General features: G+C 51.8%; 14 protein-coding genes and 2 pseudogenes. 11 read left to right on the forward strand and 5 right to left on the reverse strand.

All coding sequences use genetic code 11. The features are described from left to right. The first annotated feature begins 22 nt into the window (after positions 1–22). Complete coding sequence (locus ACXHRN_RS07530; protein WP_488640707.1) at positions 23–3,511, forward strand: AAA domain-containing protein; 3,489 nt, start codon at positions 23–25, stop codon at positions 3,509–3,511. A 1-nt stretch (position 3,512) separates the two neighbouring features. Beyond that, positions 3,513–5,234 (forward strand): phospholipase D-like domain-containing protein, encoded by a 1,722-nt coding sequence (locus tag ACXHRN_RS07535; protein ID WP_488640708.1) that lies wholly within the window; start codon positions 3,513–3,515, stop codon positions 5,232–5,234. 277 nt (positions 5,235–5,511) lie between these two features. Here ACXHRN_RS07535 and ACXHRN_RS07540 read toward each other — a convergent pair whose 3' ends face one another. From ACXHRN_RS07540 to ACXHRN_RS07550, 3 genes are all read right to left on the reverse strand, one after another. Next, positions 5,512–6,429: a nucleoside hydrolase gene (locus ACXHRN_RS07540; protein WP_488640709.1), complete on the reverse strand. Its 918-nt coding sequence runs from the start codon at positions 6,427–6,429 to the stop codon at positions 5,512–5,514. Positions 6,430–6,619: 190 nt separating this feature from the next. Continuing rightward, on the reverse strand, positions 6,620–8,443 hold the full coding sequence (locus ACXHRN_RS07545; RefSeq protein WP_488640710.1) for an ABC transporter ATP-binding protein: 1,824 nt from the start codon (positions 8,441–8,443) through the stop codon (positions 6,620–6,622). Next, positions 8,436–10,127 carry an ABC transporter ATP-binding protein gene (locus tag ACXHRN_RS07550; protein ID WP_488640711.1) on the reverse strand — a complete coding sequence of 564 codons (1,692 nt, stop codon included), beginning with the start codon at positions 10,125–10,127 and terminating at the stop codon, positions 8,436–8,438. Before ACXHRN_RS07550 ends, ACXHRN_RS07545 begins: the two co-directional genes overlap by 8 nt. Before the next feature lie 481 nt (positions 10,128–10,608). On the opposite strand from ACXHRN_RS07550, the pseudogene ACXHRN_RS07555 reads away from it, so the two are divergent. From ACXHRN_RS07555 to ACXHRN_RS07565, 3 genes and pseudogenes are all read left to right on the forward strand, one after another. Then, positions 10,609–11,049 (forward strand): annotated as a pseudogene (locus tag ACXHRN_RS07555) (IS3 family transposase); the annotation flags it as partial. Positions 11,050–11,652: 603 nt separating this feature from the next. After that, complete coding sequence (locus ACXHRN_RS07560) at positions 11,653–11,871, forward strand: hypothetical protein (RefSeq protein WP_488640712.1); 219 nt, start codon at positions 11,653–11,655, stop codon at positions 11,869–11,871. Between the two features lie 61 nt (positions 11,872–11,932). Next, entirely contained in the window at positions 11,933–12,835 is a 903-nt protein-coding gene (locus tag ACXHRN_RS07565) for a hypothetical protein (RefSeq protein ID WP_488640713.1), read from the forward strand. Positions 12,836–12,905: 70 nt separating this feature from the next. Here the strand turns inward: ACXHRN_RS07565 and ACXHRN_RS07570 are convergent, their stop codons facing one another. After that, positions 12,906–13,478: a histidine phosphatase family protein gene (locus tag ACXHRN_RS07570; protein WP_488640714.1), complete on the reverse strand. Its 573-nt coding sequence runs from the start codon at positions 13,476–13,478 to the stop codon at positions 12,906–12,908. A gap of 438 nt (positions 13,479–13,916) precedes the next feature. Beyond that, positions 13,917–13,979: pseudogene (locus ACXHRN_RS07575) on the reverse strand (type II toxin-antitoxin system RelE/ParE family toxin); the annotation flags it as partial. Between the two features lie 257 nt (positions 13,980–14,236). Between ACXHRN_RS07575 and ACXHRN_RS07580 the strand changes: the two are divergent. The 6 genes from ACXHRN_RS07580 to ACXHRN_RS07605 are packed head-to-tail and all read left to right on the forward strand — an operon-like array spanning position 14,237 to position 20,178. Then, positions 14,237–15,970: an adenosylcobalamin-dependent ribonucleoside-diphosphate reductase gene (locus tag ACXHRN_RS07580; RefSeq protein WP_488640715.1), complete on the forward strand. Its 1,734-nt coding sequence runs from the start codon at positions 14,237–14,239 to the stop codon at positions 15,968–15,970. Then, positions 15,967–17,247 (forward strand): DegT/DnrJ/EryC1/StrS aminotransferase family protein, encoded by a 1,281-nt coding sequence (locus ACXHRN_RS07585; RefSeq protein WP_488640716.1) that lies wholly within the window; start codon positions 15,967–15,969, stop codon positions 17,245–17,247. Before ACXHRN_RS07580 ends, ACXHRN_RS07585 begins: the two co-directional genes overlap by 4 nt. Beyond that, positions 17,244–17,930 (forward strand): flavin reductase family protein, encoded by a 687-nt coding sequence (locus tag ACXHRN_RS07590; RefSeq protein ID WP_488640717.1) that lies wholly within the window; start codon positions 17,244–17,246, stop codon positions 17,928–17,930. Before ACXHRN_RS07585 ends, ACXHRN_RS07590 begins: the two co-directional genes overlap by 4 nt. Further along, positions 17,914–18,660 carry a class I SAM-dependent methyltransferase gene (locus ACXHRN_RS07595; RefSeq protein WP_488640718.1) on the forward strand — a complete coding sequence of 249 codons (747 nt, stop codon included), beginning with the start codon at positions 17,914–17,916 and terminating at the stop codon, positions 18,658–18,660. The genes ACXHRN_RS07590 and ACXHRN_RS07595 overlap by 17 nt, the downstream gene beginning before the upstream one ends. Then, entirely contained in the window at positions 18,657–19,478 is an 822-nt protein-coding gene (locus ACXHRN_RS07600; RefSeq protein ID WP_488640719.1) for a hypothetical protein, read from the forward strand. The genes ACXHRN_RS07595 and ACXHRN_RS07600 overlap by 4 nt, the downstream gene beginning before the upstream one ends. Continuing rightward, positions 19,465–20,178, forward strand: a complete 714-nt coding sequence (locus tag ACXHRN_RS07605) for an HAD family hydrolase (protein WP_488640720.1) — start codon at positions 19,465–19,467, stop codon at positions 20,176–20,178. The genes ACXHRN_RS07600 and ACXHRN_RS07605 overlap by 14 nt, the downstream gene beginning before the upstream one ends. Positions 20,179–20,269: the final 91 nt, after the last annotated feature.

Below are 20,269 nucleotides of genomic sequence, written 5' to 3' on the forward strand. Positions count from 1 at the left end.
AAACATTCGAGGGGGATCTTTGATGGCGGAGAATATTTTAGGCGGTCGCTATCGCTTGAGTAAGAGAATCGTTACAGGAGATCCAATCCGTGGTATTCCTGAACTGTGGATGGCACAGGATGCTGGCGATCTATATTACGCTAAAATCTGGAAGCGTCGCCCAAACGACGAAGCAGATATTAAGGCCCTGTGGAACCGCGAAGTTCGCGCACTTTCGAGACTGCAAGGGTTCCCAGGTGCAAGCGAGCTGTTCGTCCGGTTACAAGATTTGAGCTTCGACGAGCAACAGTATTACGCCGTGCTAGATGGCGGCCGGCGGGTTATTTTGTCGGAGGTGTTGAAGGATCGAAGCCGGTCCCCGTGGCTTTCGAACCTTTACGAAATCGGGCGCCGTCGCGCGCTTTGGGAGGGGCTAGTAAGAGTAGGTGAGGCATTGGCTCTCCTTCACTCTGAGGGAACGTTGCATCGGTCGATGTCACCTAATGCTATCTTCGTGAATCCAGATGGCGCTGGCGAATTTCGCCTGAGTGGCTTTGAATGGTCGCTTCGAATTGCGGGGACGGACGGATCGGCCGCTAAGGTTAGCCGTGTCACAGAGGTCATTGCGCCAGAACTAGAAAAGGCCAATGGAGAATACTCGACGTCCACGGATTGGTTCGATTTTGGTTTGGTCGCGGCGGAAATATTTGGGGTCAATGTACGTGTTCAAAAGAAGAGGGAATCGATTCGGACGTCTGTCGCTGGTCTGCAACCTCTAAGAGAGGGGGAGAAGCGCTTAATTCTGAAGCTTTTGGAAGAGAACCACGAAACGCGACTGGCAAACGCGGATGAAATCTTACAGGATATGCGCAATCTGGTCAGAGATCTGGCAACTGCCAATGCCGGATATGGCCGCAATCTCGTGCTTGCTATGCGTTTCGGGCAGACAAATCTTTCTAAAGCTATCGAGATCGCCTCACAAAAATCAGCTCGTGTTGATCAACCAGTCTTGCAGAAGGAATGGGTAGAGCGTGACTTGCGCGGGGATCCAAAAATTATCGCAAGATCGTCGCCACAGGAACATTTTGTTATTTGTGGAGAAAAGCTACAATATAAAGTGAGACAATGGCAGATAAAAACCTTGGAGACGTGGGATATTGGCTACTGTGATTATGTGGAAGCCCACCCTCGAAGCTCTACCGCTGATCAATACTTCGGGCTGGGCGAGCGTCAGCTCGAGATCATCGGTTATCCTAATATCGTAACTACATACCAAAAGGTACGAGATCGAAGCGCACCTTGGAACCAAGTTTTCACATTTCCCAGGCGCCAACGACAGCTTGATCCACATTTGAAGCTAATTCATGATTTCTTTCGTGTCACTCAGCAGCTCGACACAGTTTTAACAGCCGCAAGGATCTGCCCGATACAAATAATCGATGTGCACCGCACCCAGCAGTACACCACCATTGTCGTAACGCCTAAAGAAGAGGCAGCTCGAAATCTTCTGGCGCAGCATCTGATGCTTCCGAAGCCTTCTGAGCAATTACGTGACTGGTTTCGCCTTGGCGCTGAAGCGTTCGGAACTGACGATGACGACCCCAAAGGGGACACGTTCGCTCTGCTTGAAAAAAAGCTGATTGACAGCGACCGAGGTCCTGCCGACTGGAAGTTTCTAATGTCTGACTCACAGCAGGACGGACCCCGGTATTACTTTCGAGCTCAAGGTAACGTTCCGGTTCGTCAAACGACGATGTATCTTGCAAAAAACCACGGCGGAACAATTGCGCAAATCAAAAGGCGCTTTAACGCAATTGAAGAAATGCGAAATCACGAAAATCTCCTAAGGTTTTTAGGGGATCCTGCTGGGACCAGCCGCCCTACTAGTGAGAAACTCCCTTCCCCTCGGACGGATATTGCGCTGGACGATTCAAAGAAAACCGCGTTGACGAGACTATGGGCGACGCAGCCCTCGTTTGCTTTGCAGGGACCTCCGGGCACAGGTAAAACGACCTTAATTAAGGCTTTCGCTGACCGACTGTTCAATGTCGACAGTACTGCTCAAGTTCTTTTGACGGCTCATTCACACCACACTGTCGATGACGTAAGGCAAAAACTAAGTGATATGTTCGAGTCATTGCCTGAGGAAAAGCAACCTATACTTTTGCGACTTGGCCCCAAAGAAGCGACAAAACATGATATCGCGCCAGTGACAAAAACATTGCTTCGCAAGCTGAGAGATAGCGAGCTTGCGAAAATTTCGCCGGAACGGCTGCGTAGAAGAGCTGAAGCGGTTATGCCGGAAAGCGAAAACCATGGCGATGTTGCGGACATCGATCTGCGAACGATGCAATTGCTCGTCCAGGATGCAGCAAATGTAACCTTTACTACGCTTAATTCGCCGGACCTCGCTGAATTGTCAGAAAGGGGTCGGCGCTTTGATTGGTCGGTTGTCGAGGAGGCTGGAAAGGCCCATGGCTTTGATATGGCGGTTGCCCTAACTGAGAGCCATAGGGTTTTCTTGATCGGTGATCATTTCCAGCTTCCACCGTTCGATTCAAAGATGTTCAAAGACTTGCTTGGCGACGCCTTGCGCGTAAAACGCGCTATCGAAACCGGGCAAGAATTTGCAGGTAAGCTGGTTGACGACTCTATTCTGGAAGACGGAGAAGCCTCCGGTTCGTTCGAAGAACGCTGCGATAAGTGGCGGCGGATGGTAGACCTTTTCGCGCGAGTTTTTCAAAATAGTATTTCTCAAGATGATGACCGAAGCCCTGCTGCGACATTGACTGACCAGCACCGTATGCATCCCGAAATCGCTGATCTAGTTGGCAAAGTCTTCTATCCCGATGAAAAGGCAGAAACAGAGACTTTGCTGAGGTCGCCACCTGTTACTCATGACAAGTTCGCTGCACCCCCACCATTCCAGATCGTTCATGGGTCCTGGCTACCAGAAAATCGAATCGTATGGTGCAACGTGCCTTGGAAGCAGCGACGGGAAGATGCCGAGGGCGAGCGTGACGGTGTATTCGAGGCTCCGGCCGAAACTGCTGCTGTTGTCGACATCCTCGCTCAACTGCGACAGCGCAACGACGAGCAATGCGAGATCCAAATTCTTTCTCCATACAATGATCAGCTGCATGCTATCCGTGACGCAATCAACAATGCCAGGCGGTCGGGGTCACTCGAACACATGTTTTCCGAACCTTTCGATCTGTCCAAAGGAAAGCGGATAGGGGCTACGGTTGACGAGTTTCAAGGGAGTGAGGCAGACATTGTTATAGTAAGCCTGGTGAGAAACAATCCACTTGTAGCGTGGCGAAGTGTAGGTTTTCTGCGGGAACCGAACCGCATGAACGTGTTGTTAAGTCGGGCGAAGCAAAAGCTGATTATTGTCGGTAGTTGGGATTTCTTCAATACACGCTGCAATGAGCATACCTCGCCAGATGAAGAGTATGCTTACATCGGGCGTCTGATGAAGCGCATGGAAGAAGCCCGAGTAGCGGGTAAACTGGCGCGGGTAGATATGTGAAATGAAAATCTTATATTTGCCGGTCTTCAGAGCGGCCATTGGCTACAATGTGACCCTTGGACAACGATGGAGCCTTTTGGAGCATATGCTACTTGTGGCGCTCTCTGCTGAGCGCAGATCACTAGACGAACTAGCAAGTTTGGCCGATCTCCCGCGACGCCTCGTTATTGAGTCGCTCATCAATCTGCTCAGAGCAGGATGGATTGAGGTGCGGTCAACGACCGAGACGTCACTCTTCGGCGCCACACCCATCGGCAAAAAGCGGGCGGATGACCCTGAACTTGAGCCCCGACTGCGTCGCGAATTAAGGTATGCATCCCTCTGCATGGACAGAGCCACCGGATCTTGGCTGCGCACTGACGATCTCGAACTCGTATATGAAGATGATCTGCCGGAGGATGCATTCACGCTGGAGCCGCTGCATTTCAGCTTGAACTATGACGATCCCGGTGTGCGTGATCTAATATATTTAAATTCAAGCGAAGGTTTCGACGGGTTTCTTCCAGCCTCAAAGGGGCCATCGAGACCATTTGCGAGAATAGTTGTCCACTACGACGAGATCCGTAGGGGGCTAAACGGAAACATTCCTCTCCATCTCAAAGCTTATATTCTTGAAGCCGCTTCAGAATTGCCTGAACTGGAGTATGAAGAAAGCGAGGAATACAGAGGTACGCAATCGGTATATTCCGCTAGGGAAACGATTACCGACGATAGCTTTATCGTTGGTGGGACAGAGCATCTTGCCGCTATACAAATCGCCTTATCACGGGCCAAAACACACGTTATTATTCATTCCTGCTTTATTCATTCCGAAGTTATCCGCAAGCTATTACCAGGCTTGGTGGAAGCAGCCAGGCGGCGTGTTAAGGTGGATCTGTTATGGGGGCTGCATTCTGATCCGGAGTCGGAGGAAAAGCCGCGACCGATAATTGAAACAACTGCGGTTCTAGATGAGTTGCCCTCATCGTTGAGAGTTCGAGTGCAGCTATCTCCCACATCGTCTGGTTCACACGCAAAGGCGATTATTTATGATGATCGGCAAGGTGGTGGATGGACAGCGATTATTGGCAGCTGCAACTTTCTCTCATCGTGGTATGACTCGATCGATGTTTCTCTTCGCACGAACAGCTCACGGTTAATCTCTGAAATCCTGAGTCACCTTATATCAGCGCAGCTGCCAGCGTCAGGTGCTTGGCCAGGAGTGGTGCGGCGATTGAATAGAAGCTGGAATGAGATAAAATTACTTACTCGTAGAAGTATTGAGACCGGGCCACACGTACTTACATTGGCTTCGGACTCTGACCACTACGCTTGTGTGACAATGGCAAGGGATGTAGCTAGAAAAAATATAGTTGTTGGTTGCGATTTGTTCGGATTGGCGGCTGAGACGTCAGTACTCGTGCCTTTAGAGCGAGCCGCAGAACTTGGACGCAAACCGTCGCTGTACTATCAGCGACCGAGCAAACTACTTGCTCAAACGGGTCGCACCCCCAACCCAGAAGAGCTAGGAACTCGCGGACTGAATGTCGCGACGGTCGATAAGCTACATGGCAAGTTCTTGACCTGGGATCATGACGCCGCCGTAGTCACCAGTTTCAATTGGCTTTCAACTGTAGTCGGGAATCGCAGTAAAGGGGCAGAGCTAGGGGTTTTCGTTAACGGGCCTGACGCGGCGACAATGTTGCTTGCTAAGCTCTCGCGTTATGGGATTGTTCCACGATAGCTTCTGAAAAATAAAGCTTTTGGAACTGCCTGTCGCCAACACGGTTAAGCTTAAGGGTGTCAAAGAGGACGATAATGTCGAGAGTGCTAAAGAGTTCTCTTCTTCTAGGGCTATTGTGTGCCTTCGACGCTGGCTTTGTAAGCACATCAATAATTTGGCGCAAGGCATAGCCGGCAACAAGCTTACTGACTTTTCTCAAACTTGGATAAGTTTGACATTGGCTCCCAACTGTAGGCGTTGAGATCGAGATTTACTGCGACAATTAATATTTTGAACCTCACTTGTAAGATTCGATAGCCTCGAGGATAACTGAGATTGCAGTCTCTGTGTCAATAGACGTTGCCCGTCGCACCGGACAGCCTTCCGAGCTTATTAAACCACGTCGATCGTATACCGTCATGCCGCGAGTCCACCTGCCAACGAGTTCTACTTGGACGGAGGTGTTCTCATACTCGATCGACGACGGTGAAACGAAGCGAAGCACGGCGCAAGGGTCGTGAATTGGAGCGTATTTCAGGCCAAAGATCTCACTCTGCCTGAGAAGGGCAGGTTGATACAGCCCGGCAATTGCTTGAGCGACAGCACTATCTGACGCAGCAAGAGTTGCAATGTTGGCTTCGGTTAACCCGAACGTCCGCGTTAAATCATATCCGACTAGATCACATTGCATCTCAGCAGCGAGCACGATGGACGCCGCTTCAGGATCAGAGGCAATATTTCCTTCGGCCACCGGCGTGCGGCTTCCCACACCGGCGCTGCCACCCATGATTGACACACCCCCGATCCAAGAAGCGAGCCTTGGTTCTTTACGGAGTGCGATCGCGAGATTGGTGAGGGGCGCTGTCGCGATCACTATCAGCTCTTCCCGATACTTCCTTGCAGCGTCGATCAGAAAGTCAACAGCATGACAGTCTTCTGGCCCGCGCGTTGCCAACGGCAGCTTCGCGTCCTCCAGCCCAGTTCTCGCGTGGTTCGGTCCGGACTGTTGGGTGCCCAACATCGGTGCGCCGCAGCCGGCGATCACAGGCACTTCGAGGCCCGCTAGCGCGACGAGGCGGAGCGTGTTGTCCGTCGTGTTCTTCACAGAACTGCTTCCATAGACGGTAGTAATGCCAATTAGTTCCAGGTGACGAGCAGCCAGAAGAATCGCAAGGGCGTCATTGTGTCCCGTATCACAGTCCATAACAACCTTCATGCATCGCCCCCAAGTTTTAAATACTACACAATTCGGAACAGTCGAAGAATGAGACGTGTCTCATTCATAGGGATCGATCCGCTAAATACCTCATGCCGCAATCCACGGACTGATTTCGCTCCAAAGGCCGATCACGGTACTAGGCATTTCACGATAATCAGTTGCGGCCCAACCCGATTTACAGTTCGCATTAGTTCAAAGGAACTGCCGGCAAACCGGTGTGCCGTAAAGGCAGACCGTAGCCGTCGCGGTAAAGCTCTGCGAATTCATCGGCTCCTCGAGCTAGCATTTCGGCTGGGGTTCCATCATCGACGATTTTCCCGGCCGCCATTACAAGCACGCGGTCGGCAATCTTTATCGTCGATAGTCGATGCGCGATGATCAACCCGGTGCGCCCAGTGAGAAGGATGCGCAGTGCCTTCTGCATTGCATGTTCGGTGGGAATATCGAGTGCCGATGTAGCCTCATCAAGGATCAACACTGCTGGATTAGCGAGGAAAGCGCGTGCAAATGCGACGAGTTGGCGTTGTCCAGCAGACAACCTTGTCCCACGCTTACACACATCGGTTTCATAACCCTCCGGTAAAGCGCTGATGAACTCGTCCGCTCCTACCGAGAGTGCGGCGCGGCGGACCTCCGCGTCCGTCGCCGATGGCTTGCCGATGCGTATATTGTCGGCTACAGATCCCGAGAATAGGAATCCTTCCTGAGTGAGCATTACCACTGCACGCCTCAGATCACGATTGGCTAGATCACGCAGGTCAACGCCATCGAGAAGGACACGTCCAGCTGTTGGATCGTAGAAGCGGGCGATTAACTTAGCGATGGTCGACTTGCCTGCGCCAGTAGCACCTAACATTGCAACGACCTGGCCAGGGGCCAGACGTAAATTGATCTCGGAAATAATCGGTTCGGCTGTAGTCGATATCTCGGGAGCATTATAGGCAAACTGCACGCCTTCAAGAACTACCTCACCGCCGATCGGAACGGGTAGGGTGACGGGATGCTCAGGTTCTACAACGTCGACGTCAAGGTCAATTACCTCGGCTATTTTGGAGAGTGCTATCATGGCCGACTGAAGAGCGTCCAGAACGGTCGTCATCGCAAATAACGGGAAGAAAAGTTGGCCGATATAGAGAACAAAGGCCGCAAGTACACCTATCTCCAATTCGCCCCTTGAGGCTGCGGCACCTCCGATAGTCAGAATGACAATCGCAGCTATGCCCAAATTTAGCTCAATCATGGTGACATTAACGCCGCGAACCCTTTGAACCTGACGACCGGAGATCCTCGCTTGTTCGATGATCGAACCAAACACTTCGTCGTGGTGGCGCTCACGGCGGAAAGCCTGAACGACGCGGATACCATTGAGCGACTCCACTACATGCGCCGTGGCCTCAGCAATCGCTACTCGATTGACGCGGATGGCTTCACTGAACCGTATCCTAGCCCAGACAAGCAGGAGACCGAGCGGTGTTAGCAAAACAAAGGTGACGGTAGCTAACCACCCATCGAGAAACAACATCGCCAGAGTAGTCGCCATAATGCCAAGCACAGCCTGTAACAACACACCAAGGGTGACTCCAAATAAAGTATTAACTGCCTCCATGTCTGACGTTAGGCGTGCAATAGTCCTGCCTGAATTAAAGTGCTCGTGAAAGGCGATCGATAGTATTTGAAATTTGGAAAACAATTCTAACCTAAGATTGAGCACGACAGATTGCCCGATTTTCCCCGTCTGCTGCCGCCATAGCAAGCTGAGTATTGCAGTCCCTATGGCACAGGCGGCGATAATGGCTCCAACACCAACTAGCGGCCAATAATTGAACATCTGTGCCGCAGGGAGACCGGAATCAATCGCCACGCTGACCAGAAACGGTGGCGCGGTCATTAACGCTGTCTGTACAGATGCGACAGCGAACAGCGCAACAATGCGAAAAAGATGTGGTCGCACCAGACGTAGCAATAGACGACGGGTCCGTTGCGGCGGTGCCCCGTTCCTCTCGTCAAGCATTGCATGCTCTTTCTGCTGTTGACTCGATGTCACTCGCAGCGATGAGGACACGTCGATAAGCGGCCGAACTCGCCAGCAGCTCGCTGTGGGTTCCGATAGCGGTGATCCGCCCTTCTTCAAGCAAAGCTACGCGATCGGCAAGTAGTGCCGTGGATGGACGGCGAGCTACGATAATAGTAGTAATGCCCCTGAAAGCCTGCCGTAATGCACGCTGAAGTGCTTCCTCGGTTCGAACATCTAGCGCCGACATCGGATCGTCAAGCACGAGAACCCGTGGCCGCCCGAGCAATGCCCTAGCTAATGCAATACGTTGCCGCTGCCCACCCGACAACGTCAGCCCTCTATCGCCAACGACGGTATCAAGGCCATCGGGTAATGTCGTTACAAATCCGGATTGGGTCAGGGAAAGTACCATCGCAATATCGTCCTCGCTGATCCCTTGACGCCCAAACGTCAGGTTCTCGCGTATACTGACTGAAAACAGCACTGCATCCTCAAACGCCATTCCAACAGCTTCGCGCAGCTCTACGAGAGAAATCTGCCGCACATCGAGGCCGCCCACAGTTACTCGTCCACCGGTCACATCAGCCAAACGTCCGACAAGGGAACCGAGAACACTCTTGCCCGAACCTGTCGATCCCACAATAGCGACTGTTTCGCCAGCGCAAATATCAAGATCGACACCCGCCAACACCTCTGTCCCGGCGCCGGGATAACCAAAGCGGGTACCCTCGAAGCAAACGCTCAAAGCACCGGCCGCCGGAAGCGTTAACGGCTTGTCGGGATCGGCGATATCCGATTGTGTGTCAAATATCTCGAAGACGCGAGCTGCCGCATTAACCGAAAGTTGATACTCAAACACTGCCATCCCCATTGCCTGCACCGGTCCTAAAATTCGAAAATAAAAGGCAACAAAAGCAACAAAAGCACCTGTCGAGACGGCGCCGTGGCTTACCGCGATACCACCGCCGACTACCACCATTGCCAATACTATAATTGGATATCCAGCAAGATAAGCGCTGAACAGCGCGTTCAGACGGATCTTTTCAAGCTCGGCATCTCGCGACTTGTGGGCGACGCTTTCAAAACGGTCAATCGCGAACGAGCCACCGCCGAGTGCCTTAAGTACTCTAATCGCAAGTGCCGACTCTTCGACCGAAGTCGCCAAGGTACTCGCGCATTCTCGCGCCGCATTCGACGCACCATAGAAATGGCTCTGGAAAACCTTGCTGGAAATGCTAAGAGGGACGAGAGCGACTATCACGGCCAACCCAAGTGCAGGGTGAATGAAGATAAGCATGGCTGCAGTAATCGCAATCGCTGCAGCGGTCGATATCGTCCAAGCCAATGCGCTGTGCAGCGCATAGCCAATTTGAGTCACGTCTCCAATCAGCCGAGATAAGGTCGCACCACTACCGTGACGGTCATGGAAAAGTGCGGGCAATCGCTGCACATGGCGGTACAGATCGCTACGAACCGCCGCCTCAACGTTTATCATGTCCGGGCTCGGCCAAAATCGCAACCCAAAGCAGATGGTTTGCGCAAGTGTCAGCGCGAGCAAAATAGCGGAGTACCACCCGAGGCCACTATAATCGCCGCTTGATATAGGACCGTCGATCATCATGGCAACGACAAAAGGAATTACGGTCTTCGCGACTAGAGCGAAGACGTCAGCTAAGACCATTACTATAATGCGCCAGCGGTAGGGGCGCGTCCAACGCGAAAGGCGCAACAGCGTCCAGATTCCAAAAGGCATCCAAGTCTGGTCAGGCGATTTGTTCGAGGGCGATCTAGGTGATTTCATAGCGTTCCACACAGTGTCAATCTTTATTGCCTTTTGACTCTCACTACAAAACGTTCGGCCGTGTCAGCTAGATCGCTCCCCTAATTCTAGGTGCGCGCATAAACAGAAGTGGCTCAGTTTGTTTGTACAGGATCTGACAGTCCTACAACTGCGATACCGCATATAATCAGCAAACTTTGGACTGGACAATTTTTGAAAGCAAGCGCTCTCCAATGTTGTTTTGAGGTTGCAATATGACCACCCATGTTTGTGAAAGATCGAGATATTTTAGCGATTGTCAAGATCGCGGTAGTGACGGGGGAATACCTTCGCCGAAAAAGCAGGGGATGTGTCCATAGGGTCAGTGCAGGCGACATCCGGTGAGGGCTTCGCCTACCTCGCTGTCGTCATTGATCTCTATTCCTGCCGGGTGATCGGCTGGTCGATGCAAAGCCGCCAAACCACGGATGTCGTGTTGCAGGCTATGCTCATGGCCGTATGGCGACGCAAGCCAAAGGACCAAGTGCTGATCCATTCAGTTCCAAGGCTCGCAGTTCACCAGCATGGATTGGGCATCGTTCCCCAAGCACCACAATTTGGTTCACTCGATGAGCCGCCGAGGTAACTGCCACGACAATGCAGTTGCGGAAAGCTTCTTCAATCTTCTAAAGCGCGAACAGATAGCCGCAGGGTCTATCGTTCACGCGATGAGGCACGCGAGGGCGTGTTCGACTACATCGAAATGTTCTACAACCCGAAACGAAAGCACGTCACGAACGGAATGCTGTCACCGGTCGAGTTCGAAAAGCAACAGAAAACCTAACTCGAAGGTGTCCACGAAACTCGGGGCTATTCACTTACTTGTTCGACGCTGCGGTGGATTTGCGACCTTGGAATCTCAGGCCCAACCCGCTTATGGATATCGCCGATTTTCATTGCGCGTACACGGCCTTCCACGCCAGGTTCAAGATCTTTGCTGCCAGCGCGTCCTTATCTTACGGAAAAACCTCGATCGTGTGCGCGGCCAACTCCGAAGTCTTTTAGATGGCATGACTTGCCTGCTCATATGAGCGGGTTTGCTTCAGAACGTCGGTCGTGAGCATGTCTCGGGCGTTGTGCAATCCGTGCGGCAACAGCCCCTCATGATGCGGCGTTCCGTGTAGAATTGCTATAACCCGTACCGCCGGATGACCAGCTTGCAACCGCTGGCCGACGAGTTCATATCAGCTCTTTATCCGCTATCCCGTAACCAGAAAGCAATGTGCCGTCCCATACGGCACAGTTTGAGATTGACGGGTGGGCAGGAGTCTTGAGATCGGGTTGGCAAACTCATTTTCTCGACCCACACAATATCTCTTGCCTATGCTAATGTTAAGGTTGTATCTTGCTCACGCAAGATTGGCCCTCCCTTAATAAGGATATGTTGATGGCTAGCGCTCAAATGGTACATGCAGCAGCCGCTGTTCGCGCTTATTTGCAAGCAGCAGGTCTACCAGAATTCGATCCGGCAAACTGGAGTAAAGCCCGGGAATTGCTATTGGGGCAGGAGGCAGCAAAAGAGGACGCAAACTATCTTCAGCTTGGCGTTTCGTCCCCGGCAGCTCAGTCTTCTCTAGCATCGTACGCGTCAAAAATTGGTGGCTAAACGGGCCTCCTGGCCTCGTCTCGGGGGAAGGCAGGATCGCTTCATCTACGAGGTGGTGGCGATGCGTGAGCTTGAGCGACTTGAGAGGGTAGACCGGGCACGGAGGGTAGTCGCAAGCTGGCAACTTGACGCGCGGCAGGAACACGCGCTTGTTATTGGATCTACTGCTCGGGGTTGGTTTGAACAGTCGTCGGACATTGATGTCGCTATAATTTCACCTTTTAAGATCAGAGGTGACCTAGAATCCTGGATCGCCTCTGAAATTTCAGTTATGTACTTAGATCGGTCAAGTGTAGACCGTGTTCTAGGTATAGATGCTCTTGACCTCGTACAGCTCAGGATTCTTAGCAATTTAGCAAGTGGAATTCCTATAGCAGGCGGTGAAGTTATCCGTAGTCAAGCATTTAAACGCAATCAAAGCGCAGTGCTGAGACCGGACATCGCATTGTTTTACCTGGAGGTTGCCGCCGGTTATGCGAAGAATCTCATTGAAGGAGACTTAGTGCAGAGATTAAAAGCATTGAACCAATCGGTCCAATGTTGCGTTCTCCTTGCGTGCGCCGCAACTTCATTTCGTGTGTTGAAGCTGAAATGGGCAATGTATGCCCTCCAGCAAGAGGCTCCAGATGTCTATCGCCTCTGCACAAGAATATTGAACACTCTTGGTCGCTCACCTGCATACCGGGATTTCTGTGATGGGTTTGTTCTATCGGCTGTGGACAAGGCAGATTGCTTGGATGGTGAGCGCTTCCCACTATCGCACCTACTCCTCCAGCTAAGAGCGGTTCGCACGTCAACTCAACTGCCGGCTTCTACTCTTGCTTTCTTGGAATTGACCACGCTGGCCGGATCGCTGGATAGCACTAATTTAGAGGAAATAGCTCGCCTTGCTATTTCCTGGGATGATCTTTATGCTGATGTTTTAGCGCTGATCGATGGAGCCGCCAGGATGCATTTTGCGTAGGCGTGCTGCGATAGAGCGCGGGCTCGTAGAACAATTGGACATGTTTTCACTAAACGTGGAAATATACGGACTAAAATCTGTGGTCCATATACTCCATCCATTCGCCGTTTTGCAGATGGCGTCCCGCCATTCTTCTAAAGAAGCCACCGTGACCGACAATGACAATACAGCGTTCAGTTCTACTAGCAAGCCAGAAGCGGAACCTATGAATCCTGTCGCTTACAATTTCTTCGGGCTCAACAACAATTTTCTTTAGTGGGTCAATGTCTGAAAGATGCCACCATCTTTCGGGAATGTCGGTAAAATCGAATTCGGGAAAATTCCAAGCCAGTTGCGATTTAGGGTTTCCAACATCACAGCTTTGCTCCAGTCTCTCTCTATGCAGCGATCCAACAGCTATTTTTAAGCGCCGAGATTCAAAGGCCAGTTGGGTTGTTTGCAGTGTTCTCGTAAAAGGAGAGGTAACTACAAGGTCAAGCGAAATCCCGCTAAAAGCCTTCCCAGCTTCTGTTGCCTGGATTCTTCCAAGCGCTGTCAGATGAGGGTCAATCATCATGGGATCCCGTGTGGGATCTTTCGCGAAAGCCTCATTGAACTCTGACTGACCGTGGCGAAGAAAATATATCACAGTTTCAGCTGCCACTTACCCTAACCTTTTTCCTGAACCGCGAGAGCAGGTCAACTAAGATAGCACAAATATGGCTGTTTGATTGCTGGTGAAAGATTCAAAGTTGAGTACCGTGCCAACACTACATCTCAGTTGTCTTGATGTTCTAATCCAGAGACGCGGGAAACCCAAGACCAATTTTGACCTGCCACTGCGAATTTCCTCCAGATTTGATTAGAGTCCGGCCTGATGAAGGACGGACAAATGAAGAAGCAGAGATTTACGGAAGAACAGATCATTGCGGTGCTGAAGGAGCAGGAGGCTGGCGCGAAGGCGGCTGGAGACCGAGCTCTCGGCAAGCCTCGCCGAATGCTGCAGATGTGTAACAGGGACCGTTGTCGGTCACAACGCGCAAGACGCAAACGCCAAGACTGGCGTAATAGGCGATGGCAGCGCGCAGGATGTCGACAGAGAGACGGCCAAGGCCATTTGCTCTCGACGCAACGGCGTCAGTCGGGCATTCTTGTGGATGTTCATTCGGAGCGATCCTGGAAGAGTGTTGTGTGGTAACTCCAGTCTCCCCGATCTCCTCCGAATGGACAACTTTCTGAAAGCTCACATCTAGGGATTGATAAAATCAGATTTACGCTTGCATGAAAGTGTATCTAGCGCTAGGTGTTGCTAATGGCAACGTGTGGTGGGCAAGCGCGGGCGGCCACACCTCGCCCTCGGTTTAGTGTGATCAATCGTCAAGAAATTGGCCGGGCCCGCTTTCCCTTTTGAAAGGCGCATAAATGAATGCCGACGGTGCAAGTGTTATCGGGAGTCAACTGGCGTTGCGCTTAGATGACGGGGCCATTGAGAATGCTGACCAAGTCTTGGCTCGAGTGGCCCGAGAAATCGCACTGGTCGATCGGCTTTATGGCGCTGAGGATCAATCCGTTCGGAACTTTGAAATTAAGCTTTTGGCGGCGATGGCGTCCAACAAATTGTGGCCCTCCGGACGGATACTAAACAATGCGGGCAGCAAGCAGGGACAATTAGGCTCTTGTTTTGTAATACCCGTCGAGGATGATTTCGAATCGATTTTTGATTGCATTGGCGTAGCAGCAAAATGTCACCGCACGGGTGGAGGCACCGGCTTCGACTTCTCGTCCCTCCGGGAAAGCGGCGCAAAAATAGCGTCAAGCCAGGCGAGGGGTGCTAGCGGTCCTATCGCTTGGATTGACCTATTTAACGCCGCAACCCGCACCGTAATGGCGGGCGGAAAAACGCGCGGAGCTAATCTAGGCACGCTCAGCGTGTATCATCCGGACGTGCTGGCATTTATCCGATGCAAAGAGAAGGTCGGAACGCTTCCGTATTTTAACCTGTCCGTCCTCATAGACGACGCCTTTATGAAGCTCGTTGAAGCTGATCTTGATGTTGAACTCGTCAGTCCTCTGAGCTGGCAAGTCGTCAACCGGATGCCGGCCAGGACACTGTGGAGAGAAATAGCAAACTGCGCTTGGAAAACCGGCGATCCAGGGTTGCTTTTTCTCGACAACATAAACCGAAATAATCGTTTGATAGAGTGCTTGGGACCTATACGCGCTACCAATCCATGCGGTGAGCACGGTCTGTATCCCTTTGAGGCGTCGAATCTAGCGTCGATCAATTTGGCGGAATTCGGCAGCCCTTCCGGCATCGACTGGGGCGCGCTTGGTGACTGCGTCGCGCTCGGCGTCAGGTTGCTGGATAATGCGATCGACCTCTCAACCTATCCAGACCCACGTATCTCCGAGATGGCCAAGGCTAATCGCCGTATCGGGCTCGGGGTGATGGGCTTTGCGGACCTCTTGATCAGGCTGAACGTCCAATACGATTCGGAAGAGGGGTTAGAGATCGCGGAAGAATTGGGTTCCTTTATTGCTGATCGTGCGTGGCAAGCGAGTTCGGAATTGGCGAAATCAAGGGGGCCATTTCCAAATTTCGATAAGTCCAGTTTCAGCGATCCGGTGCGCAACTGCGCGGTCACATCGATCGCTCCAACCGGAACGATTTCCATGATAGCCAGCTGCAGCAGTGGAATCGAGCCCAGGTTCGCCGCGAATTTTCGAAAGAATGTGATTCGGGAAGACGGAATTGTTTATCTTGATAACGACATCATCGCTGCTTTGACCCAGAGTGGCATGACGGAAAGCGAAGCCCTAGAAATCGTCGGCAACCTTGCAAATGGCCATGCCCAACTTCCGCAGCAGATACGCAGGATATTTCGTTACGCTCACGACATCTCGCCCACCTGGCATGTGCGGATGCTCGCGGCTTGGCAACGGCACACTGACAATGGTGTCTCGAAAACTATAAACGTCCCGAGGGACGGCACTATTGAAGAAATCAGCGACGCTTTTTATCTGAGTTGGAAGCTCGGGTGTAAGGGCATTTCCGCATATAGGGAAGGTTCGCGAAGCGTCGATCTACATGAGGTTGCTAACATCAACGAAACTGCTCTTACTCAGAGCAAATTGCTTTCGGCGGAACTTCTATGAAATCAATGCAATCTCAAGATCTACCCGTGTCGCTGGGGGGGGGGAAGGTCGTAACCCTTCCACACCCTGCAGATTGGCCAATCATCTCACCAGAAGCGCGTAACTCGGTTTTGGAGCTACTCGTCCAAGGCAAGTTGTACGGATATCATTCCGGTGGAATCATCGAGGAACTGGAGGAGTTTATTCGCCACTACCATGATAGTACCTATTGTCTGGCACATAGTTCCGGCACTGCCGCCTTGCACGCGGCGTATGTGGGGTTAGGTATCGGACCAGGCGACGAGGTTATCGCTCCAGCTTACACCTATATGGCGACCGTGACCCCTCTATTTCTGTGCGGTGCTACACCGATACTTTGTGATGCGCATCCAGAAACGGGGAATATGGATCCCGCCAAGCTTCCGGATCTGATTACTCCAAAAACCAAAGCCATCGTGGTGACGCACGTTTGGGGAGATCCCGCCGACATGGGAGGCATACTCCAGGTCGCTCGAAAAAACGGTCTCAAGGTTGTGGAAGACTGCTCACATGCCCACGGCGCTCACTACCAAGGTCGCAAAGTCGGGACGATCGGCGATGTCGGCATCTTCAGCCTGGGTGCCCAGAAGATGGTAACAGGGGGCATGGGGGGCGCGCTCATCACCAACGACGCCGAAATCTTTGATCGGGCGCTTGTCCTCGGCCATTGCAAAGGGCGAGCCGGGGAAACATTGGTAGGTGAGAAATACAGGTGGATGGTCGACGCGGGGGGCGGCGGAAACTACCGCATTACGCCTATATCGGCGGCAATATGTTTGGATCAATTCAAATCTCTGGACTCCAGGATATCTGAAAAAACCTCGGTATTGGAAGGGTTGTCTGATCGCATCCGTGATATTCCGGGAATCGAGGTACCGCAAACGTTGGCTGGCAACCATCGCGGGGCTTGGTACGGATACAAAACTCGATTCAACTCCAGCGAAATGTCCGGCCTAACGTACAAGCAGTTTCTGGCGGCGGCGAATGTCGAGGGGATGAAGCTAAAGCGGCCCGGATCGCCGCCTCTCAACCTTCTGCCGATGTTCCAAAGAGCTCAAAACACGCTCACTCATCTCGGTTCAGCTTCAACCGCTTATAAGCCCGGTGATTTTCCAGTTGCCGAAGCCTACTACGCAAATTCAGTAAGTTTTCCAACCACACGGCTCCATTACCGTTGCGATGATTTGCTCGACCAATATGCGTTAGCACTGAGAAGAATATCCTGGAATTCCAGCGAATTGGAGCGGAAGCTATCATGAGATCAAAATCCACCGAGGATTCTCATGGGGACAAAGTAGACACGCCGCCAATGGCATTTTACATCCCTTCTCCAGTCATTATTCTCAGTACGCTAGGATCCGACAACAAGGTAGATCTCTCAACGATGTCAGCTGCTGGCGTCGTTTGCCTTGACCCTCCCTTGATATCCATCGGGATAAAGCCGTCGAGGCTTACATATAAAAATATCCGGAGAACCCAGAAGTTTGCGATAAATCTTCCACTGGAAGCGGACCTCTGGGGAGCCGACTACGTCGGAACCCGCAAGTTGCGATCTACTCCTGACAAGGTCGAGCAGTCTGGGTTTGAAGTGAGGCAAATGCCTCGCAGCAAACTCCCATATCTCGATGAGTGCCCTATTGTCATTGGTTGCGAAGTGACCACCATTCTGACTGGCGCGGAGTTGGGAATTTCGAAGCCTTCGCATCACTGCGTTATCGGCCGTGCCGTAGAATGCCTCGTCAGTGAACACTGGATCCGCGGCGACGAAGTGAAATTGGAGGAAATGCCGCTGCCGATTTATCTCAACCGGTACTATTCAGGGATTGGCAAGCCTCTGGAGATTCAACGGTTTACGGATAGCCCAGAAAAACGGGCGGCGAAATTGAAAGAATATCGAAGCTTGTCCCATAATTCGATGGTGGAACATGTCAAAGAGCCTTGATGACGGGTACTTTTGCAAAGAAGTGGCAGATGTCTCACTTGATCGTAAGAGCGAAGAGGATACCTCAAAAGAGGTGCAATTTTGCATTTCTTCGGCGAGACAAACAGGCAAGCTTAAAATCTTGGATGTCGGCGCCGGCTTGGGGCGACATTCCATTTTCCTTGCAAAATTGGGGCACACCATTTCTTCCATCGAAAAATCCGTCGAATACTCTCAAGAGGCTTTGAAAAGAGCAAAGTTGGCCGGGGTAAGTCTTGATTGGATAAATTCCGATCTGAGAGATTTTACCCGTGAGGATGAATTCGATCTCGCCATTTCTCTTTATACCTCGTTTGGATATCATTCGGACGCGGAGAACCTTTCGTGTCTGGGCAATATCACTCGGTCACTTAAACGGGGCGGCGTTTTCGTGTTGGATATGACTTCGAGAGATGCCGTTTGCCGAGACATTGCGGACGTAAAAACGCTTCCATGGGGCGAACATGGTCGCTGCGAAAAGCATAACGGATTCGATCTGAGCACCAGCAGACGGACACTGGATTGGTATTTTTATACCGGCGTAAATCTAGTGAAGACGGTATCTCTTCAGCATCGTTTATACTCACTGCACGAACTCATAAGTGCTTTCCACGCTTCTGGTTTGGATATTGACGGCACCTATTCGGATTTTTCCAAAGCCCCAATTTCTCATCTTGATCGGAAAATCATCCTCGTCGGAATGAAAAAATGAATTCCCTTTCGAAATCCACCGTTAGATCTGTCGCATTCCTGGGAATGGATGGGATAGGCAAGTCAACAATAGCGAAAGAACTCAAGAAGAAGTTCGACCGGGGCGGACGGCGAAGCGAGATTGTGTCGGTGACGAAGCTTCACAAACAAAACGATGGCTCCGCACTTACACATTTGATGAGCGGTGTTTCGGATCTTTCTTTGCGGAGCCTTTTCACCTTTACCGATCATGATTTTGGGAAAAGCATGGGAGTTGACACATTGTCGCTTGAAATTCCCGGCGACACCGCTGACCCCCCAAAAAATGAAGAGAACGCTCTTTTGGCCGCTGCGCTGGTTGAGTTTGGTGGCGGCATGTTACTCCATTGTGGAGTTGAACGTACCATGGTGGATAAAGGAATCGTGCCGATATATGAAAGCTGGGCCTTTAAGCACGGTGTTAAGGCACTGATGCTCGCGAGGTATTTGAGGGAAGTGAAAGGGACGTCCTCATCCGATCGTCCGGAAGAAGAGCTGCTTTCCTCCATGACCAATGCCTTTGAACGACTCCGCCCCTCGCTCGGTATTTATGTCACCGGTGATCCCGAGCTCGCGCTCAAGTGGAGGCTCGCTGACGGGGCTGATTTTGGCCCGCTTGAAGATTGTCGTATTATCGGCGCTCCAGGCGCGGAGGGCTTCCTCCGCCTTCAGACGGAGACGGACACGATCTTCCGTCACGCCGCCGAGGCGTGGGGATGGATTACGATTACAATGCTCGACCAACCCGTTCACGATAATATCGCAATGGCGATGGAAGCAATCGAAGATGCGATCGCATAAGCCGTCACCATCTTTTATTGTATTCGACCTGGATGGCACGATCCTCGAGTTGTCGGATGTCGAGAACTCGACTTACATTGATGCCCTTCAGGTGGCATCCGGCGGCGTGTTCGATGTTGACTGGGCGCGATATCCAGTGCGAACCGACGTCGGCGTGGCAAACCAGGTCATTGCTGAGGCGTATAACGGTGCGGATATCGACGCGATAATGGTGTCGTTCAAACAAGACTATTTGAGTCGACTCGAACGCGTTTTGTCGTCTCCTCACTTCGTTGCCGCTGCGGTAAACGGCGCGCGCGAAACCTTATCATTTCTCAAATCCCAGGAGCATTGTCTGATCGGCCTAGCGACAGCGAACCTCCGAGGCGCCGGGGAAATGCGTTTGTATAAAGCTGGCTTGGGGAGCATGTTCGACGTCTCCTCATACGCTGAGGATGGCCGGACGAAATCCGAAATACTCGCGGAAGCAATCAGTAAATGTCATAAAGTACATGCCGGCTTAAAGTCTGACAGAATCGTATTTGTGGGAGATCAGGTTCCCGACGTCATTGCCGCCCGAGTTTGTCAGGTTGATTTCATTGGTATTGCTCGCGACCAGAAAAAAGAGCGAATTCTTCAGGAAGCAGGATGTACGAAAACTGCGTGCGATTTGCGAATGAACGGACCCTTCGGCGAACATCTTTTGAATGTTTTACGATAGCAATCATGCCGCTGAGATTCCGAGGTCCAGGAGGAAGGACGCCGCTTTTGCTGGTCGCATGCGCCAGCACGATGCCGGAAACGCATGATCC

Source organism: Shinella sp. OV683 (genome assembly GCF_057787725.1).